This window comes from Nonomuraea sp. NPDC003754 (assembly GCF_053605785.1).
The window spans coordinates 1-17,147 of record NZ_JBSGJX010000076.1 but is presented as its reverse complement, the minus strand read 5'-3'; the positions used below and the strand labels follow the sequence as shown (position 1 = coordinate 17,147).

The following is a 17,147-nucleotide window of genomic DNA, read 5'->3' as shown; positions in this document are numbered from 1 at the left end:
CGGGCCAACCGCGCCCACGCCAGGCTCCGCGGGCCCGGAGAACGCGCGAACGCCCAGCTGAAAGGCTGGAAGATCCTCCGAAAGCTACGCTGCAGACCTTCCAAGGCCGGCCACCTCTGCAAGGCCATCGCCGTCCTTCAGAACCACCGTGTCGCTCACGCCGCCCGAGGATGAAAAACGTTCATTCTGTGTGACCTCGTGTCACACCTTCCAGGTGTAGTTGGCGTCTGTGATGGGCGGTAGCAACGGGTTTCCCGTGGGCGAGTGTGGGGTGAGGAGCGCGCTCAGCTGTCCACCGATTAGAGGGAACAGCGGAAGCTGGCCAGCTTTGCGATAGTCGACCCAGTCGATGATCCCGAGTTCCTGGCCGCCGTTCGGGAGGTCATCGTGTTCGACAGCGGCGAGTCGGGCTTTGACATCCGGGGTGATGTGGCACCGGAAGATCATATGAATCTTGCGCGGGGGCGGGGTGGGGCCGGGGCGGGTGACCATCTGGTCCTGGATCCAGCACAGCTCAGGCGGGGTCGCATCGTTGAGGTCGAGCAGCAGTTCCTCGGCGAGTTCCCTGCGGAGGGCGTCGATCAGGTCTTCCCTGGTGTTCACGTTGCCGCCGGGCGGGGTGTAGTGCGAGCCAGTCGGCCGATCACGGCGGATCAGCGCGACATCGTTGCCGCAGAACACCAGGGCGCCGGTGCGGATCTTCACGTGGGAGAAAGGTGTGGTCGAGTCGGTCATGGAGGCAGCATTGCCCCGCGCGGGCCCGGGTGTCTGAGGAACGGCTGAGCTTCCGCTGTCGGGGCCGCGCGGGGTGCGGGGTCAGGTAGCGGCGAGCAGGCCGGGCATGGCCAGCTCAGCGCGGCCCATATCGAGGGCAAGGTGTTCCAGTTCCACCCCCGTCACGGTGTAGCCCTGGCCAGACACGCAACGGTCCTCAGCATGGCCAACGCGAAAGCCGCGTAAGGCGGACTGCAGGAGGAAGCATTCCCCTGACCCGAAAGGTGCACCGGCCGCTAGGCTCGCAGCCGTCCGTCATCCTCAGGGAGCACACGAGGCTCCACCACGGCCACAGGAGAACCGGGTGCACCTGCGAGAAGTCCAGAAGCAGGCCTGGGAGAACAAGCTGGCCAAGGGGTTCAACACCACCGACCTGCCCCTGGAATTCGCCTTGACCCACGCCGAGCTGTCGGAGGCGTTCGAGGCCGCCTGCAAGCACCCCGACACCCTCGGCGAGGAACTCGCTGACGTCCTGATCTTCCTGGTGAGCATCGCCGAGATGGCAGGCGTCGATCTGGATTCGGCCGTCGAGGCCAAGATGGCGAAGAACGTGACACGCCGCTACGAGCGCAGTGCCACCGGCACCCTGATCAAGGTGGGCGAGGAGCCTCAGGGCTCAGTCGGTCTTGTTGAGCTTCCAGAGGATTGCGATGTTGTCGGTCGATGATGCACGGGCGAGGGTTCATGCGCTGGTGAGTGCTACTTCTCCCTGTGATGCGAAGGAAGCCGCTGATCAGTCCGCGATCTTGGAGTGGGTCGGCTCCGGGGAGCCACTGTTTCGGACCGCAAAGCCCGCCACGCCGCCACGCCATCTGGCGGTGTACGCGGCGCTGCTGGATGAGACCGGCCGGACCATCATGCTCGTCGACCACATCAAGGCGCAATCGTGGCTGCTTCCCGGCGGGCATGTGGACCCCGGTGAGGACCCTCGGGACACCGTGCAGCGGGAGGTGGCCGAGGAGCTGGGGATCGCTCCAGCGTTTCATGAGCACTTCGGCGACAGCCCGTTCTTCCTGACGATCACCCAGACGCGCGGAGCCGACAGCCACACCGACGTGACGCTCTTTGTCGCGGCATAGGCCGTGTCCGATTAGTTGAGTGTCCAGCTCAGCGATGCGCGTGGAGAAAACCCTTCCTCCCGTGAAGGTCGCGCCTGTGTCCTGATTCTTTTCTTCGCCATGTGACAAAGATCATGTGGCTGTCGGGCATGAGGCCCTCGCTGAAGTCCGGGTGAACGCTCGGGCGATCTGGAGTCGTTCCTGCAGTTCACATGCGACCGTACCTCGGGGGCTTCGCCGTCGTTGACGTGGTCGCCGGGCGAAGCGCGCGAGTTCGCGGAATGCTGGCCGTCGTACACAACGAACCCGCGCCGGGAAGCATCATTTTGTCGGCTGGCCCGCCAGGGAACGCAGAGTTGCCGTGTTCACCGATCTCGACCGGATGGCTGCTGGTATCCATGAGAGGTGCGATGCCCCTGTTCTGGAGGGGGCGCTCGCACCCGAGGCGGCCCGGCCGGCAGTTCGCTGCGGCACGCCGACCGGACGTCTCAGCCCCGAGTGCCGAGATCTGATCTCGGGCGAGCTCGCCGCCGAGCCCGAGGCTGGACCGTCTCCAGACCAACCCGGCAGATCTCAAGGGCACGAAACTTCCCGCGCGTTACGGTGCTTGCATGCTGGTGCAATTACTGTGGAAGCCCCTGCCCGAGTCGTGGCCGGCCCCAGCGCCCCAGCGGCCGGCCGGGCTGCGCGGCCTGGTGGCCTGGGTGCGGGATATCGCCGCGGCGGCGCCGCAGCGCGACGACGTCGAGCGGCGGGTGCGGCGGGGGGCGATGCAGGCGATCGTTCGTGAGGCCTTCCAGCAGACGGTGGCCGAGCAGGACAGCGAGCATCGCGGCCCGGCAGAGTTCGCCGATGTGTGGAAGGCCCGCCTGACTGCTTTCCTGGCGGAAGAGGTCGTCGAGGTGACGGGCTGGGGCGAGATCACCATCGCCGAGCTGGATGCCGATCTGGGATGGAGCCTGTACGCCGCGGCCAGCCGCGCCCGAATGGAAACGATTGCGCGGGCCACCGCCACGCCCAGCCGCCATCGAGGCATGGATGACGAGCCGACCGTGTCGTATGAATTCTCGATCGCCGCCGATGGAGATGGTTCGCTCGGGCGCGTCCAGTACGCGATCTGCGAGCCTTGCGGGGTCGGCCTGCTGAAGAAGATCAGCTTCTCGACGGAGTGGCACAGCTGCGGATTCGGCACGCTGGCCCTGCGCGAGCTGGAGACCCGCCATCCCGGCCTGACCTGGTACACCACTGGCCAGTACGCGCATGCCCGGGGATTCTATGACCGTTACCGGAGCGGCAGCGACAGTCCGTGGACCGCCCAGCAGCATCCCTGCCCGCACTTTTGACTGCTCGATCGCCACCATCGGCGTCGGTTGGCGGCCCGTAACCGGGTTGCTGGGGCCCTGCGCTCCTTCACCACCTGGGCCGCCGCGCGATGGAGCATGAGCGACCTGGCTGTGCTGATCGACTCCCGGAGCGGTGGCGGTTCCAGGTGCGGGCGGCCGTGTTCTCCCATGCTGCGGTGAAGGCCGCTGCCGTCTGGTCGGCCGCCAGGTCGCTCAGCAGGGCGTCGTCGCCGAGCTTGTCGAGCAGCTCATCCACCGGCTACGCCGGGCGCCCGGCGGCCATGGCAAGCCAGCGGAAACGGCATCGTGGATGATCGGGGTGTTGAAGGTGGGCATCTCACCGTGCAGCGGAGTCGGGACGGCCAGGCCGATGCTGGTCCGCCTTTCGTTGCCCATTCTTGCGGTCTCGCCGATGTTCCGGCTCTGGCCCCGGATCTTGCGCGATCTTCACGACATCGAGGCCCGCGGCGCGAGCTCGTGTGGACTGGCTCGTGTCGTAGGTGATCAGCTTCACCCGTCGGCCGGCCAGCGACTGAATGCGCAACGCGGCATCGATGATCTCATCGTCAGCGATCGGCAGGCGGCTGTGGCCAGGCGCGTCGAACACGATCTCCATCGTGATCTGACCTTGTGGAATCCCGCCCTCGCGCAGCGGCGTGAAGTCCTCGGCCCGCAATTCGCCGGGTTCGGCGGGATTGGCGAGCCGGGCGTCGATCACTGAGAGAGTGTGCCTGGCCCTCCAGCGTTCATGCTCGTCCTTGGACCTCTTCAGGCTGTCGAGTTCGTCCAGGACGATGATCGGGAGCAGCAGGTGGACCCGCTCCTCCCGAATCCCCAAGTGCGGCCGGAGATCCATGTCGCCGATCTTGTTGGGGTGCTCGATGAAGACGGAGGTGTCCGCGACGGCGAATAGGCCTGGGCGCGACCAGCGGGTGATCTGATGTCGCAGTGCGTCGATCGCGGCCTGGAGAGCGTCGGTCCGCTCGGCGAGTTCGGTGTTGATGACCGGCTGCATGGTGCCTTGCACGAGCTGGTCCGTGGTGAGCGGCTGGATCATCCAGTAGCGGCGGGTAAGGACGAGCCGGTCGAGGTCGGCTGCGCTGATGCTGCTCCGCAGGGCATAGACGGCGTTGTCGGCCCATTTCACGTAGGCCCGGTGGTAGTCGATCAGGTTGCCGGACGCCCCCCGGGCGTTGACCACCTCGGCATGGACGTGGATGAGCGCCTGCAGGAGGTTATCCCGGTCCGTGCCGGGGCGAGGCGTTATCAGCACCTACTGATCGTCGCAGAACCTAGGCGGCTGGGGCGGCTGGTTTCTCCAGCCAGTCGACGCTGCGGGCCGAAAGGTGAGCTGAAGCCCCCAGCCCGCTGAAGAAGTCCGAGGACCGTCTGGTCGGCGAGGCGATCGTATTCCCGGTAGAAACGCTGTCCGCGACACCTCGGTCCGCTACCCCTGACTTGCTTGTCACGGCCACGGCTTCGTAAGGGGTTCAGGCCGCCGGTCGGCGACGGCCCTGTTGCGCATGAGGGCCGATCGCGACGGGCTCGGGGTGGAGGCGGATGCCCGTCTGCCGTTCCACCTGGCCGGCCATGGTGTGCAGTGTGGTGGCGAACGCGGTGGCGGTGGCGAGGTCGGTGCTGGTGTCGCGGGCGACCAGGGTGAGGGTGCGGCGGGTGGAGCAGTACACGCCCGGGGCCAGGCGCTGGCCGGGGTGGTGGCCGCACTGCTGGAGCAACCATCCGGCGCTGGCCCGTATCACGTGGCTGTCGGCGTCGCGGTGGAGCGGGCCACCGGCCGCGCGGACTGCGGCGGCCTGGGCGGGGGTGAGGGGTGGGTTGAGGAAGACCGAGCCGGCTTGGCGGGCGTCCGGGCCGTGGGCGGGAAGCAGTAGCCCGTGGGCGCGTCGGTCGGCCAGGACGGCGGTGACGGCCTCGGCGAGCGGCGGTCGGGTGCCGAGCGGGACGTCGAGGGTGTCGGCCAAGTGCCGGTAGGTGACGGGCGCGGCGTGGCGGCTGCGGCTCAGGCGCAGGGTGACGGCCAGGATGGTCCACCGGCCAGGCTGGGTCTTGAAGACGGAGGTGCGGTAGCCGAAGCCGCACGAGGCGGCCGGCAGGCGGACGATGTGGCCTGATCGCCAGTCGTGAGCGGTGACGGCGGTCAGGGTGTCAGCGATCTGCTGGCCGTAGGCGCCGCTGTTCTGCACCGGGGCGGCGCCGGCGGTGCCGGGGATTCCGGCCAGGTATTCGATCCCGGACAGCTGCTCGGCCGCCGCGTGGGCGATCAGGCCGTGGAGGGGCTGGCCGGCCTGGGCGGTCAACTCGACCGCGCCGTCGCCGAGGGGCCGGGCGGTGACCCCGGTGGTGGCCATGCGGATTACCAGGCCGGGGTAGCCGGCGTCGGCGGCCAGGATGTTGCTGCCGCCGCCGAGCGTGAACGGCGGCCCGGATTGCTGGCGGGCGGTGTGGGCGATGGTATGGGCGAGGTCGGGCCAGAGCGTCGGGTCGGTGTGGGTGAGCAGGTTGGGGGCGGGTCCGCCGAGGCGGAGCGTGGTGTGCTGACAGAGTTGCTCACCCATGATCGGATCCCTTTCGGTTCAGGTGGCGGAGAGGGTTTTCAGTGCCAGGGCGCGTAGCGGCGCCAGGCGGGTGCGGGCGGCCGCGCCGTGGTAGACGGCGTTGGTGCAGATCACCAGGTAGCGGCCGGTGTGCGGGGCGAGGTAGAGGCTGGTGCCGGTCCAGCCGTGGTGGTAGGCGATGCGGCAGTCGTCGGCGAGGATCCACGCCAGGCCGCGCTGCAGGCCCGGCTCGATGGTCGCCTGGCCGACCAGGCTGGCGTGCAGCCACTCGCTCAGTTCGCATCGGTCGTGGGTGTGCGCGGTCACGAGGTGATCGGCGTAGCAGGCCAGATCGGCTGGTGTGGAAAAGACGCCGGCGTGCCCGGCGATGCCGCCGAGCAGGGCGGCGTTGTCGTCGTGGACGCTGCCCCAGATGCGGGGCGCACCGGGGATGCGCTGCTCGGTGGGGGCGACGTCGGCGCCGCGGGCGACGGGGCCGTAGAAGGTGGAGATCATGCCGACGCGGTCCCATAGGTCGTCGGCGAGCTCGTGGAGCGGCTGCCTGCTCACGTACGCCAGGGCCAGGCCGAGCAGGATGTAGCCGCGGTTGATGTAGCGATGGGTGCCGGGACTGTCTTCCAGCGGCTCCCGGCACAGCAGCTCATGCAGGGGCGCCGTCGCTCCGCGGTAGTGGTCCAGCCGGGTGGCCGCGTGCAGGCCCGAGGTGTGGCTCAGCAGTTGGCGGATGGTCGCTTGTCCGCTGGGCGCCTCGCCGGCGATGGCGGGCAGGAAGTCGCGTACGGGTGCGTCAAGTTCCAGTCTGCCGTCGCTGAGCAGTTGGCCGACCAGCGGCCAGGTGGCCACCACTTTGGTCAGCGAGGCGATGTCGTACAGGGTGCGCTCGTGGGCGGGCGGCGCGTCGGCCTCCTCGCCGATGGTCCCGGCGGTGATGGTGGTCCGTTCGCCACCGCGAGTGCCGCAGACGATGACGCCGCCGGGAGTAACGCGTTCATCGACGGCTTGGCGGAGGGCTTCGGTCAGGCGGGTGGTGTCGTCGAGGGTGAAAGCTCTGGGCATCAGGCTGCCTCCGCGTCGTCGATGGTGATGTCGGCTCCCAGCGTGGCGAGTTTGGCCGGTAGGTGGCCGTAGCCGCGCCGCAGGTGGTACATCCCGGTGATGGTAGAGGTGCCGCGGGCGGCTAGTGCGGCGATCAGCAGCGCGGTCACGGCCCGGATGTCGCCTGCCTCCACGTCGGCGGCGCGCAGCCGGGCGGGGCCGCGCACGTGGACGGTGGTGCCGGTGGCGTGCACGTCGGCGCCGAAGCGGCGCAGGCCGGCCACGTGGGTGTCGCGCCGCGGGTAGATGCGTTCGTCGATCGTGGAGGTGCCGCGGGCCTGTGTGAGCAGGGCGGCCAGTTGCGGAGCGGTGTCGGTGGGCAAGCCCGGATGCGGTCCGGTGGCTGCCCGCACCGCCTGCAGCTCGCCTGGCACGCCTGCCACCAGGGTGCCGTCGGCGTCGGTGAGCTCGACGCCGACGTCGGCTAGGACGTGGCGCAGTCCTTCGGGCAAGGCAGCGGTGGTGATGCCTTCCAGGTGGGTCCGGCCGCCGGTTGCGGCGGCGGCCAGGATGAGGGTGGCGGCCTCGATCCGGTCGGCGGCCACGGCGAACGTGCCGCCGCCGATCCGGTCGCCGCCGCTCACGTGCAGGCCGGTGTGGTCGACGGCGATGGCGACGCCGCGTTCGGCCAGGAAGCGGGCGGTCTCGGTGACTTCCGGCTCGATCGACGGGCTGGTGATCAGCGAGGTGCCGCTGGCACGGGCGGCCAGCAGCATCGCGGTCACGGTCGCGCCCAGACTCGGCCCGTACGGGGTGGCCACGTCCACCGTGAACGGGCGCACCCCGCTGCGTGTGCACACCGCGTGGATGAGGCCGCCGTCGCTGCTCACCTCGGCTCCGGCGGCGCGCATCGCGGCCAGGTGCCGGTCGATGCGACGCTGGCAGAAGGCGTCCCCGCCCGGCGTGGGGAAGCTCACCCGGCCAGCGCGGGCCAGCACCGCGGCGGCGAGCACCGCGGTGGTGCGGACCCGGCGGCCGAGCCGCGCGTCGATCGCCGGGGTCAAGACGGCGGCGGGGGTGACGGCCAGGCGGTCGCCCCATCGGCGGGCCTGGGTGCCGGTCGCGGTGAGGATGTGCGCACACACACCGGTGTCCAGAATGTCCGGCGCGTTCTCCAGGATGACCGGCTCATCGGCCAGCAGGACGGCCGCGTACAGGTGCAGCGCGATGTTCTTGCTGCCCTGCACCGGCACACGACCGTTCAGCGGGATACCGCCGGTGACTTTCACAGTGACGTTCAGGCCATCGTCGGCTCTCGCCCCTGCTGAGGTTGGTGTAGTGGCCATGGCGCTCACCGCACCCGTGAGCCGCTGGCCAGGAACCCGCCCACGTGGTCGCGGGGATACAGGACGGTGCCGGGGCCGATCAGGGTGCCCGGTGACAGCACGGTGCCGGCAGGCAGCGCGACATCGTCGCCGATCACCGCGCCGAACTTGGTCTGCCCCGTACCGATCCGCTGCCCGTCCAGGGTGACGGTGATCTCCTCGGTGGCGGGCTCGGCCACCGGGCCGCGATCGCAGCGCAGCGCGGTGGTCGAGCAGAACGCACCGATGTTGACGCGCCGCCCAATGACGGAGTCACCGACGAAGCACGGATGCTTGGCCAGCACGTCCGCGACTAGGAGGCTGCGGCAGATTTCGGCGCCGAAGCCGACCTGGCAGCCGGGGCCGATCACGCTGTGGTCACGCACCAGCGCACCGGCCGCCACCACGGCGCCCGAACAGACCAGGACCGGGCCGACGATGCGGGCGCCGGCCTCGATGCAGGCCCCGGCCTGGACGATGACCAGGCCGTCCAGCAGCGCGCCGTCGGCAACGGCCCCGTCAGCGAGAGCACCGTCGCAGGTCAGGGCGAGGACGTCAGGTGCCTCCAGGTCGGCGCTCATGGTCGGCTTGATGCCGAACACGGTGGGGCAGCGGGCCAGCAGGCCGGCCACGTACGAGGTGGCCACAGCGGTGACATCGACGTAATGGGCGAGGGTGAGCCGGAGGTCTGCGGTGGTGGTGCGGCCAGCGGCCTGCTGCTGGCGGGGGGCGGTGATGGCGGTCACGAAAGGGTTCTCCCTTGGTGTCGGCAGCCCCGGGAAGGTGGAGCCTGTCTGTCTCCAGGAGGCCGCATCCGCCCATGTCACGGCCAGGGCCGCTGGCGTGGTGCGCCAGCGGTTTGCGTGTCATGCAAAAGCGTCTGGCCGGAACGTGGTGTGGCGGTTACGGTGAGGAGTGAGCCTCGTGTCTCCAGCTTTGGAGCAGCCAGCGGATGACTGCGCCGTCGACGCACCGGCCCACCGGCACCGCCGGTCGGGGTCATGGCGCGATCGTCCGCAAGGCCCGCCAGGCCGCCGGGCTCACCCTGGCCGAGCTCGGGTCCCGCACCGGCTATTCGGCCTCGCAGGTCTCCCGCTACGAGCGCGGCCTGGCCCCGCTCACCGACCTGCTGGTGCTGCGCCGCTTCGCTGGCGCCCTGAACATCGCCCCCCAGACCTTCGGCCTCGCGCCCGACGCCGCCGTCGAACACCGCGCACGGGTCCTGTCCGCAACCGCGCTGCCCTCGGCCGCCGCAGCCGATAGCGTGGCCAGCGGGCAAGCAGGGGAGGATGATCCGGTGCGGCGACGGCAGCTTCTGACCAACCTGGCTCTCACGGCCGCGGCCGGTTCCCCGCTGCTGCGCTCCGGCGGTCCAGTCAGCGAGGCCGACGCCGGTGCCCTGCTGATCACGCGCGTGCGCGACGCCATGCTCGGGCTCGGCCCGGCCGCGGCCGACGTTCCCGCCGGGCAGCTCGGCGCGGCGCTGGCCACCGCGCACACCGACTTCCACGCCTGCCGCTATGTGCGTCTGGCCGACCGGCTACCGCTGCTGCTGGCCACCGCGCACGCCGCCGGTGACGCGATGACCGGCGGCGCCGCCATGCTGGCGGAGATCTACACCCTGATCACGCGCCTGCTCGTCAAAATGGACGACCAGCAGCTCGGCTGGATGGCCGCCGACCGGGCCCGGGTCCTGGCCGCGGGCGCCGAAAAGCCGCTGCTGGCCGCCGAGGCCGCGCGCCAGCTTGCTGTCCTGGCCCGCAAGGCCGGCTGGTATGACCAGGCCATGACCATCGCGCTGAGCGCCGCCGAACACCCCGCGCTGGCCGATGGGTCCGATGCCCGGTACACCGCCCAGCGCGGGTTGCTGATCCAGTGCGCCGCCTACACCGCCGCCCACCGCGGCGACCGGACCGGCATGCGCGAGCTCACCGACGAGGCAGCCGCCATCGCCGCTCGCCTCATCGCAGGTCCGCTGCTGTTGCGCGACCACGGCGGCGGCTTCACCCCCGCCACCGTCCAGCTGCACCGCATCTCCGCCGAGTACGCCGCCGGGGACGTCGGCGCCGCCCTCACCGCGGCCCGCCGCATCCGCCCGGCCGGCCTGCCCACCACCGAACGCCGGGCTCGCTACTTCACCGACCTGGCCCGCGCCCACGGACTGTCCGGCGGCCGGGACCACTGCCTGGCCGCGCTGCTGGCCGCTGAACGCCAGGCACCGCAGGAGACACACGCCCGCCCTGCCGTGCGCGACCTCGTCCAATCGCTGCTGATCTCCGGCCGGACCAGCCCCGAACTGCGCGGTCTGGCCCTGCGCTGCGGCATCTCCTGACGCTCGCCCCCGAAAGTCAGGAGCCCTCGAAGCGGGCGAACAGGCCCTCGAACTCCGTCAGCCGGTTGACCATCTTGTTCGGCGTCAGCGTGCACATGATCGGCAGATCAGAATCAGGCATGATCGGCTCCTCCCGGCCGCCCCGGCGGCGGCCACACCACGACGGTAAGCCTGTACCTAAGTATCGGATGCAACCCATGGAGTCGGTACGCCGACCATGGCGGCGCCGGACAGCAGGCGTGCGGGGGGTGCGGTCGGCGCTCTGTCCTTGGCCGATGAGCTCGATCAGGTCCGCGATCCGTGCAGAGGCACGCCCGTCTCCGAACGGGCAGGCGCCTGCGTCAGGGGCGGGGTAGGCGAGCAGGTTGTCCGAGATCTCTCCGGCTTCGTCGGACAACAGAAACCGTGTTCAACGCGGGTCTGCGCGGCGTCAGGCGAGGCGTCGATGTGGGCGGTGAGTTTGTCCAGGAAGCGGTGGAAGCCAGGGTCGAAGCTGCCGCTGGTGAAGGCGTCCGGGTCGTCGAGGGAGAACCAGCGTACGTCGCTGAATTCGCGGAGGTCGGGCGTGATCGGTTCGTCGCGATCAGCTGAGAAGATGAACCAGAAAGTCGCGTCCTGGTGGCTGGCTGGCGGGGTGGTCCAGGTGACGGTGAGGAAGAAGGGGTCGTCGCCGAAGTTGGGGTGGAACGGTGGTGCGATCTGGAGTTCTTCCTGCAGTTCGCGTACGACCGTGACGCGAGGGTCTTCGCCGTCGTCGACGTGGCCGCCCGGCATGAGCCAGGCCTTGGCGAGGATGTGCGCGACGAGCATGATCGAGCGGCTGGGCTCGTCGAACAGGACCGCGTACACCGCGAGGTGCTGGGGCGGCGTGACCGGTTTCCGCAGGCGGAACAGCTGGGCCCCTGAATCCACCCAGTTGAGCATCCACGCTTGGTGCTCGGCTTCTTGTTCATCGTGGGGAACCACGTTGGCGACCAGGTCGCGGACAACGCCGCGTGCATCTTGTTCCAGCAGCGGCATCGCCGACCCCCAATAAGTCTCGTGAGGATGGACCGGACAGTCGTCCGAACGCCCTCAGCTTGCCATGTCGATCAAGGTTTGGGGCGTAGATACGCGACGTGGGGGAAGCCCCGTCCGCAACTGGCGGACACGATCGGCTGGCGCATCAGCAGGGCCCGATGAGGCCTTTCGAGCGGGAGGGTTGAAGCTCTGCGACCTTGGCAGGCCGGGATAGCTGCCGTCGGAGGCGTTCGAGTTCGTCGTACTGCGCGGCGATCGCCGAGATGGCCTGGATCTTGAAGGCGCGCAGTTCGGACAGCTCGGCTTCCTTCTCCTCCAGCAGCGCTCTGTGCCGCTCGAGGACCTTCTTGAGCCGGTCGATCTGAGCGTCGCGCGGGTCGGTGATCTGCCCGTCTGCCTGGAGGCGGGCCTTGCGTTCCTCGAACTCGTTCTTGAGATGCTCGTACGTTGTGTAGAGGGAGTTGCGGGAGATCCCGGCCTCGGCGGCCAGGGTCTTGATGTCGCACTTTCGGCCCGCCGGGAGGTTCCCGGCCAGCAGTCGGTCCATGGCGGCGCGAATCCTCGCCTCGATGAGGTGACGCTGCTCGTCAGTGAGTCTCATCGGTTCGGCCCCTCCGAGGCGTCGATCAGGGTCAGGACCTTCAGGGTCCGCTCGTATTCGGGGCGCAGTCGTTTCTTCTCACCCGCGGGGAAGCGCGGGTTGCCCAGGAAGACCTCGAACGTCTCGGCCCGGTCTTGCCAGACCGGCCGGTGGCAGGGGTGATGGGTGGCCTGCGGGCACCGGCTGGAGTCGCAGAGCCCGGCGAGAGGTTTGGTCGCGTCACCGGCTCCGGCCATCCGCAGGCAGAGTGCCTGGGCAGGGTCGCGGAACCAGCAGTAGTTCGCCGTCCCGATGTGGAGGGTGCCTGCCGTGGCGCGCAGCATGTTCTCGATTCGTTCGGTGTCCATGACGACCGGCGCGGTCTGGCTGCTCTCTTTCAGCACGTTGTCGATGTGCTCGAACGCGTCGATGAGGTGCCGGGCGCCGGGCCCGGTCGGCATGATGCCGCTGGTGTAGTCCCGGTAGATATCGGCGGTGAGCCGGAGGTGGTGTTCTTTCTGGGCCTGTTCGACCTCGGCGAGAAACAGGGCCTGCGAGCCGTCCGGGCGGTTGCAGTACCCCTCGGTCGTGACGACGGAGACGTGCTTCAGGGCCACCTTGGCGGCCAAGAGCCCGCCGGGCCGCCGGGCGATCTCTTGTGCGAGTTTCCGGCGGAGCATTCGAGGGGTGCAGGGACCGTCGGGGATGGGCTCGAGACCGAATTGCCGGCCGCCGGGTCCGTTCGCCCACGCGCGGAAGCGCCAGTAGGGCTCGGTGTTCCAGGCGGGGAAGACATGCCTGTCGCGAGCACGGGATGGCCGGGCCAGGACGAAGCGCTCGGCGAGCGCCACTGCGCGGTCGGCCTCGGGGAGCACCACCCACTCGTCATCGTCTCCGCCGAACTCACGGCCTTTGATGACCTTGCTGGCAAGCCGGAAACGTAGCCCCCCGCCCGGGGCCGGGACGGGGTTCTTGCGGGAGCCGACCACGATCTCGGCGAGTTCGCTGCTGCGCATGCCGGTGACAGCCGAGGTCACGACCTGCGCGGCCGTGGTCGCAAGGGCAACCAGGCCGTTGATCTCCCTGGCCGTCATGGAAGGCGCCGTCCACGGCACCAGGGTCTCGTCGTCCGCCCGGGCCACCAGTACATCGTGCGTGGGCCAGCGGCAGCTCCTTCCTGGTGCGGGTCTGCCGCCCGTCTCGTCCAGGAGGCTCGCGAGGTGGGGGCCGATCACGTCGACCATGAACAGGGCCGCGGCGAGGAGTGGCCGCAGTACGTTGTCCGGTAGAGCGGGGATCTTGTTCGCTCGGGTGATCTTGAGTCCGACCACCTTGTAGGGTTTCTGCCCGTTCCACGGCACGAACCCATCGCGGTAGCGGTCGGTGCTGTAGAGCTCGCCGTAGTAGGCGATGCTCTGCACGGCAGCGACGGTTTTCTTGAGCGAGTCGGGATCCAGGCGACGCTGCGGCTGGTTGCGCGTGGGCTTGCTGAAGGACCGCTCATGTAGGTAGACGGCGCAGTGGTCCTGGGTGACCTCGTCGAGTTCGGTCACGCCCTGGCCGGTGAGCCAGTTGAACCAACTGGCCAGCTCCTTGAGCACCAAGTAGCAGGTCCGCGGGCTGCGCCGCGTGCGGAAGGTGTGCGGGAGTTCCGCCACCGCCTCGTGCCGAGGGGTGGCCAGGGCGAGCAGGTGCTCCTGGGCGAGGACCCGCCACCGTGGATTTCCGATGATGGGGAATTCCCAGCACTTTTCCGACGCTCCCATCGTCACCGGGGCGTCTGCCAGCCCGTCCAGGAGCCACACCGGCTCCTCGAACCGCGGCCGATGGCTGCCTGGCCGCAGCCTCAGTCCCGCTGCCTCGCACACATCGACGCCGGCGAAGACCGACCGGCGCCGACCTGCTCTCGGCCGCGAGGCTTCCTTGGTGATCGCGGACCTCATCACAGGGTGGTCTCCTCGGGGCGCAACGGGATCTCTTGATCGTCGTCGGTTACCTCGGCGGCGGCCTCCTGCACCGTCAGCTCGTCGAAGCGGGGCAGGATCTCGGTGTCGAGGCGATCTGCGTACGGGCCGAACACCCGCATGAACTGGTTGGACGGCATCTGCCGGAACTGGCGCCTGAAGAACGCCTGCAGCCGGAGAAGGTTCGATGCGTTGCGCGGCAGGAACACCGCCAGCGGGCACATCAGGCAGACCCAGGGCCGGGCCGGACAGGGCTGCCCGGCCGGTCCGTGCTGGCCCGAGAGCTGGTCGGCGCACGCCGCGGTGAACACATCACGCTCCCCGCCGACCAGCTCGGTGATCGCCGCATCATCGAGCCCGAGCGAAGCGATCAGGTCTGGAAACTGCTGGACCAGCTCGACGGTCTGCTCCGTCGTGAGCACGGTCGGCGGCAGGGCCTTGCGAAGAAGGTCGCTTTGCCCCTCCTCGATGAGCGTCTCGACCGCGTCGATCTGGGCGGGCGTTGTGGCCGCCAGGTAGTGGTCGCCTTCCACTCCCGCGGTGTGGTTGGGGTCGATGGTCGTGCGGCCGGTCCAGCCCCGGCTCGCCAGCAAGCTCTCATACGTCGGTCTGAACCGCCCCTTGTGGAGGTGCAGCGGCGATCCGTCATCGGCGCTGATCCCGCCTGTCCGCTCGGCCCAGGTCGCCAGGCTCCCGGTGTACTTGTCAGGCTTCACGACCATCGGAGGTCGTGACCAGCCCGGGCCGTAGGTGTAGATCCACAGCTCGGAGCGCAACGGCTCGGGTGTGAAGCTCCGCAGCGGCGCCGAGTAGGTGAGCCAGCGCTCCAGCAGGCGAACGGCCCGCTTGGGGAGGTGAAGTCCTTCCGGGCCGGTCCTGCCCTTGATGTAGCTGAGCAGGATGTCGCTGTCGCCGGCCCACACGATGTCCTCGATCCCGAGCGAGGAGATGCCATCGGGGACGATGCCGGTGAAGGTCGCGAACAGCACCTTGTAGGCGTTCACCACCTCCCGGGTGGGGAACAGCGCTTCTCTCACCGACCCGAGGGGATCGGAGGACAGGGCAGCTTTGGTGGCGGAGTCTGTGTAGCCCCATCCCAGGTAACGGCAGAGTTCGCGTCGGCTCAGCGGACCGGCGGCGAGAAGCAGGTGCGCGATGTCCCCGGCCGTGATCTGGCCGGGCCCCAGCCCGGCCTCGCGAGGATCGGCGCCGACCGCCGTCCGGCGGGCCTCGGCTTGAGCCTGCGCGGCTTCGGTCACGATCCGCTGAGCGTGCTCGGTGATCCGCCTCCACTCACCTTCGGTGTAGGACTTCAGCGGTTCGGTGGACGGTTTGGCATTGAGGCTCCGGCCGTCCAGGTACCGGGAGACCTCCGGATCAAGGGCCTAGCCCGTCTCCTCCAGGGCGCTCAGGACAAGGCGCTCAGGCCGCTCGGTCTGTCTCGTGCTCGTGAGCCAGTGCCGGGTCAGATGGTGGCGACGAAGGTCCGATGCGCCGCCGTTGAAGCCGTTCGCCGACATCTCCCTGACCATGCGGCGGAGCGCCCAGCCGTAGGCCTTGGCGGATTCCTTGGATCCGATGCCGCCGTCGCGGTACTGCAGCGCCAGCAAGCTCGACCCACCGCCGGGCTCCACCAGACGAAGACGCTCCTGGGTGGTCAGCACCCGCCAGGACATGCGCTTTCCGTTGATGGTCGCGCCCTCCCAGTCGGGATGCTCGACGAGTAGCGGCTCGCCCCGTGCGGGCCGCCAGGTCGACCCGCTGACGGCGATCGCCCGCTCCATCGCGATGTACTCATGCACTTTGACGAGCGCCTCGTAGGTGATCCAGGTGGTGCGCTGTTTTCCGCCCTTGCCGAGGTTGTGGGACACCAGGAACGGCACCGGGACGACGGTCCGGCGGTTCGGCAGCGGCGGGATCTCGTGAATCAGGAGGTGGGTGAACTCCTTGCGGCGCAGCCCGCTGGCCAGCACGAGTTCCCCCATCGCGGCGTTGCGTCCGAGTTGCCGTCCTCGATAGGAGTCGTCAGGCTGGCCGTCAGGCCGCAGACCCGCCAGCGCCTTCACGAACAGATCCGCGAAGTCGTTCTCCAGGTACTTGATGGTCGAGTGCGGCTTGGCCTTGCGCAGGGCCGCCATGTTCCGCTCGACCTCGACCCGCATCTGGTCGACCGTGCGGATGGCCGTCCGATACGTGAACGGCACCGCCGAGGCGTACCCCTCCGCGACCGCCCACTTGTAGAACCCCGACAGCACGTTCATGTGCAAGTTCCACGTGGCAGGAGCCAGCCGCAACTCCAGCGGTCCCGTCAGCCGATGCTCGGCGTACGCGCCCAGGGCTGCCCGCATCTCGGGCCGTTCGCTTCCCAACGGGTCGATCGTCCGCTCGGCGAAGAACTCCAGCCACTGCCGCAGGACGCCTGCGTAGACCTCCCACGTACGCTGAGCTGGCGCGCCGCTGGCGGGAAGCTCCCGCAACCACCGATTCACGATCACTGCGGGCCGGACGCCATCAGCGTCCTCGAACAGCAAGTCATCGTCGATCAGGACCGGCATTCCGGTAGAGATCAGAGGCTGGCGCTCGAGTCCCCAAGACTCCCACGCGGCTGGCTGAAACCCAATGACTTGCATGGGCCCGAACCTAGATTCGTTACATATAGGACTGCAACTGACAATCGTGGCGAGAGGGATCACATGGTCACTGGCATGAAGGAATCAGGACACGCCAACTATGCAACGACTTCGCTGTGGTTCATCCTCGCCGCCGATCGCAGCGCGGTCATCGAACCCGACCCGCGTGAGTTCTCCCAGGTGCGCTGGTTCGGGCTTGATGATGCTGCGGCATGGGCGGGCGCGCGCCTAGGAGCTGTTTCTTAGATCTCCTGACGGTGAGCGCTGGTCTTGTCACTCTTGGCATATGGGTCGTGGTGATCTGACGAACGCCGAGTGGGAACGGCTGGTGCCGTTACTGCCGGCTGGCGGGATGCGCGGCGGTCGGTGGAACGATCACCGGATGGTGATCAACGGGGTGCTCTACCGGGCGCGTACTGGCCTGCCCTGGCGTGATCTGCCCGAGCGGTTCGGGTCGTGGGTGACCGTCTA

The 17,147-nt window shown here is 69.0% G+C and carries 18 protein-coding genes; 6 read left to right on the top strand and 12 right to left on the bottom strand.

Going from position 1 to position 17,147, the window contains the following annotated elements; translation table 11 throughout:
• Positions 1–201: 201 nt before the first annotated feature.
• Positions 202–735, bottom strand: coding sequence for an NUDIX domain-containing protein (locus ACWEVS_RS44415; RefSeq protein WP_452557069.1), 534 nt, complete (start codon positions 733–735; stop codon positions 202–204).
• A gap of 343 nt (positions 736–1,078) precedes the next feature.
• On the opposite strand from ACWEVS_RS44415, the gene ACWEVS_RS44410 reads away from it, so the two are divergent.
• The 3 genes from ACWEVS_RS44410 to ACWEVS_RS44400 all read left to right on the top strand — a co-directional run bounded on the left by ACWEVS_RS44410 (position 1,079) and on the right by ACWEVS_RS44400 (position 3,175).
• Positions 1,079–1,441, top strand: coding sequence for a MazG nucleotide pyrophosphohydrolase domain-containing protein (locus ACWEVS_RS44410; protein ID WP_452557067.1), 363 nt, complete (start codon positions 1,079–1,081; stop codon positions 1,439–1,441).
• Entirely contained in the window at positions 1,425–1,853 is a 429-nt protein-coding gene (locus ACWEVS_RS44405; RefSeq protein ID WP_452557065.1) for an NUDIX domain-containing protein, read from the top strand. The genes ACWEVS_RS44410 and ACWEVS_RS44405 overlap by 17 nt, the downstream gene beginning before the upstream one ends.
• A gap of 590 nt (positions 1,854–2,443) precedes the next feature.
• A complete protein-coding gene (locus tag ACWEVS_RS44400; RefSeq protein WP_452557063.1) occupies positions 2,444–3,175 on the top strand; it encodes a hypothetical protein in 732 nt (243 codons plus the stop codon).
• 67 nt (positions 3,176–3,242) lie between these two features.
• Here ACWEVS_RS44400 and ACWEVS_RS44395 read toward each other — a convergent pair whose 3' ends face one another.
• From ACWEVS_RS44395 to ACWEVS_RS44370, 6 genes are all read right to left on the bottom strand, one after another.
• The gene (locus tag ACWEVS_RS44395) at positions 3,243–3,431 is read right to left on the bottom strand and encodes a hypothetical protein (protein ID WP_452557061.1); all 189 of its coding nucleotides are present in this window, start codon (positions 3,429–3,431) and stop codon (positions 3,243–3,245) included.
• A gap of 81 nt (positions 3,432–3,512) precedes the next feature.
• Positions 3,513–4,448, bottom strand: a complete 936-nt coding sequence (locus ACWEVS_RS44390; protein ID WP_452557059.1) for a PIN domain-containing protein — start codon at positions 4,446–4,448, stop codon at positions 3,513–3,515.
• 217 nt (positions 4,449–4,665) lie between these two features.
• On the bottom strand, positions 4,666–5,751 hold the full coding sequence (locus ACWEVS_RS44385) for a UDP-N-acetylmuramate dehydrogenase (protein ID WP_452557057.1): 1,086 nt from the start codon (positions 5,749–5,751) through the stop codon (positions 4,666–4,668).
• Positions 5,752–5,769: 18 nt separating this feature from the next.
• Positions 5,770–6,807, bottom strand: a complete 1,038-nt coding sequence (locus ACWEVS_RS44380) for a serine hydrolase domain-containing protein (RefSeq protein WP_452557055.1) — start codon at positions 6,805–6,807, stop codon at positions 5,770–5,772.
• Complete coding sequence (locus ACWEVS_RS44375) at positions 6,807–8,075, bottom strand: UDP-N-acetylglucosamine 1-carboxyvinyltransferase (protein WP_452557053.1); 1,269 nt, start codon at positions 8,073–8,075, stop codon at positions 6,807–6,809. Before ACWEVS_RS44375 ends, ACWEVS_RS44380 begins: the two co-directional genes overlap by 1 nt.
• A gap of 62 nt (positions 8,076–8,137) precedes the next feature.
• A complete protein-coding gene (locus ACWEVS_RS44370) occupies positions 8,138–8,896 on the bottom strand; it encodes a hypothetical protein (protein WP_452557051.1) in 759 nt (252 codons plus the stop codon).
• A 206-nt stretch (positions 8,897–9,102) separates the two neighbouring features.
• On the opposite strand from ACWEVS_RS44370, the gene ACWEVS_RS44365 reads away from it, so the two are divergent.
• Positions 9,103–10,482: a helix-turn-helix domain-containing protein gene (locus ACWEVS_RS44365; protein WP_452557049.1), complete on the top strand. Its 1,380-nt coding sequence runs from the start codon at positions 9,103–9,105 to the stop codon at positions 10,480–10,482.
• Between the two features lie 285 nt (positions 10,483–10,767).
• Here ACWEVS_RS44365 and ACWEVS_RS44360 read toward each other — a convergent pair whose 3' ends face one another.
• From ACWEVS_RS44360 to ACWEVS_RS44340, 5 genes are all read right to left on the bottom strand, one after another.
• Positions 10,768–11,502, bottom strand: a complete 735-nt coding sequence (locus tag ACWEVS_RS44360; protein WP_452557047.1) for an NUDIX domain-containing protein — start codon at positions 11,500–11,502, stop codon at positions 10,768–10,770.
• A gap of 145 nt (positions 11,503–11,647) precedes the next feature.
• Complete coding sequence (locus tag ACWEVS_RS44355; protein WP_452557045.1) at positions 11,648–12,103, bottom strand: hypothetical protein; 456 nt, start codon at positions 12,101–12,103, stop codon at positions 11,648–11,650.
• A complete protein-coding gene (locus ACWEVS_RS44350; RefSeq protein WP_452557043.1) occupies positions 12,100–13,686 on the bottom strand; it encodes a hypothetical protein in 1,587 nt (528 codons plus the stop codon). Before ACWEVS_RS44350 ends, ACWEVS_RS44355 begins: the two co-directional genes overlap by 4 nt.
• 338 nt (positions 13,687–14,024) lie before the next feature.
• Positions 14,025–15,305 carry a hypothetical protein gene (locus ACWEVS_RS44345; protein WP_452557041.1) on the bottom strand — a complete coding sequence of 427 codons (1,281 nt, stop codon included), beginning with the start codon at positions 15,303–15,305 and terminating at the stop codon, positions 14,025–14,027.
• A 126-nt stretch (positions 15,306–15,431) separates the two neighbouring features.
• Positions 15,432–16,676, bottom strand: coding sequence for a tyrosine-type recombinase/integrase (locus ACWEVS_RS44340; protein ID WP_452557039.1), 1,245 nt, complete (start codon positions 16,674–16,676; stop codon positions 15,432–15,434).
• A gap of 75 nt (positions 16,677–16,751) precedes the next feature.
• On the opposite strand from ACWEVS_RS44340, the gene ACWEVS_RS44335 reads away from it, so the two are divergent.
• Together ACWEVS_RS44335 and ACWEVS_RS44330 are read left to right on the top strand one after the other, a co-directional pair.
• A complete protein-coding gene (locus ACWEVS_RS44335; protein WP_452557037.1) occupies positions 16,752–16,922 on the top strand; it encodes a hypothetical protein in 171 nt (56 codons plus the stop codon).
• 40 nt (positions 16,923–16,962) lie between these two features.
• Positions 16,963–17,147: transposase (locus tag ACWEVS_RS44330; protein WP_452557035.1), on the top strand; the 185-nt coding region annotated here is incomplete at its 3' end.

Coding starts and splice junctions, on each gene's coding strand:
- ACWEVS_RS44415 (WP_452557069.1), bottom strand. CDS start 735: ATGACCGACTCGACCACACCTTTCTCCCACGTGAAGATCCGCACCGGC.
- ACWEVS_RS44405 (WP_452557065.1), top strand. CDS start 1,425: ATGTTGTCGGTCGATGATGCACGGGCGAGGGTTCATGCGCTGGTGAGT.
- ACWEVS_RS44400 (WP_452557063.1), top strand. CDS start 2,444: ATGCTGGTGCAATTACTGTGGAAGCCCCTGCCCGAGTCGTGGCCGGCC.
- ACWEVS_RS44385 (WP_452557057.1), bottom strand. CDS start 5,751: ATGGGTGAGCAACTCTGTCAGCACACCACGCTCCGCCTCGGCGGACCC.
- ACWEVS_RS44380 (WP_452557055.1), bottom strand. CDS start 6,807: ATGCCCAGAGCTTTCACCCTCGACGACACCACCCGCCTGACCGAAGCC.
- ACWEVS_RS44365 (WP_452557049.1), top strand. CDS start 9,103: ATGACTGCGCCGTCGACGCACCGGCCCACCGGCACCGCCGGTCGGGGT.
- ACWEVS_RS44360 (WP_452557047.1), bottom strand. CDS start 11,502: ATGCCGCTGCTGGAACAAGATGCACGCGGCGTTGTCCGCGACCTGGTC.
- ACWEVS_RS44355 (WP_452557045.1), bottom strand. CDS start 12,103: ATGAGACTCACTGACGAGCAGCGTCACCTCATCGAGGCGAGGATTCGC.
- ACWEVS_RS44340 (WP_452557039.1), bottom strand. CDS start 16,676: ATGCAAGTCATTGGGTTTCAGCCAGCCGCGTGGGAGTCTTGGGGACTC.
- ACWEVS_RS44335 (WP_452557037.1), top strand. CDS start 16,752: ATGAAGGAATCAGGACACGCCAACTATGCAACGACTTCGCTGTGGTTC.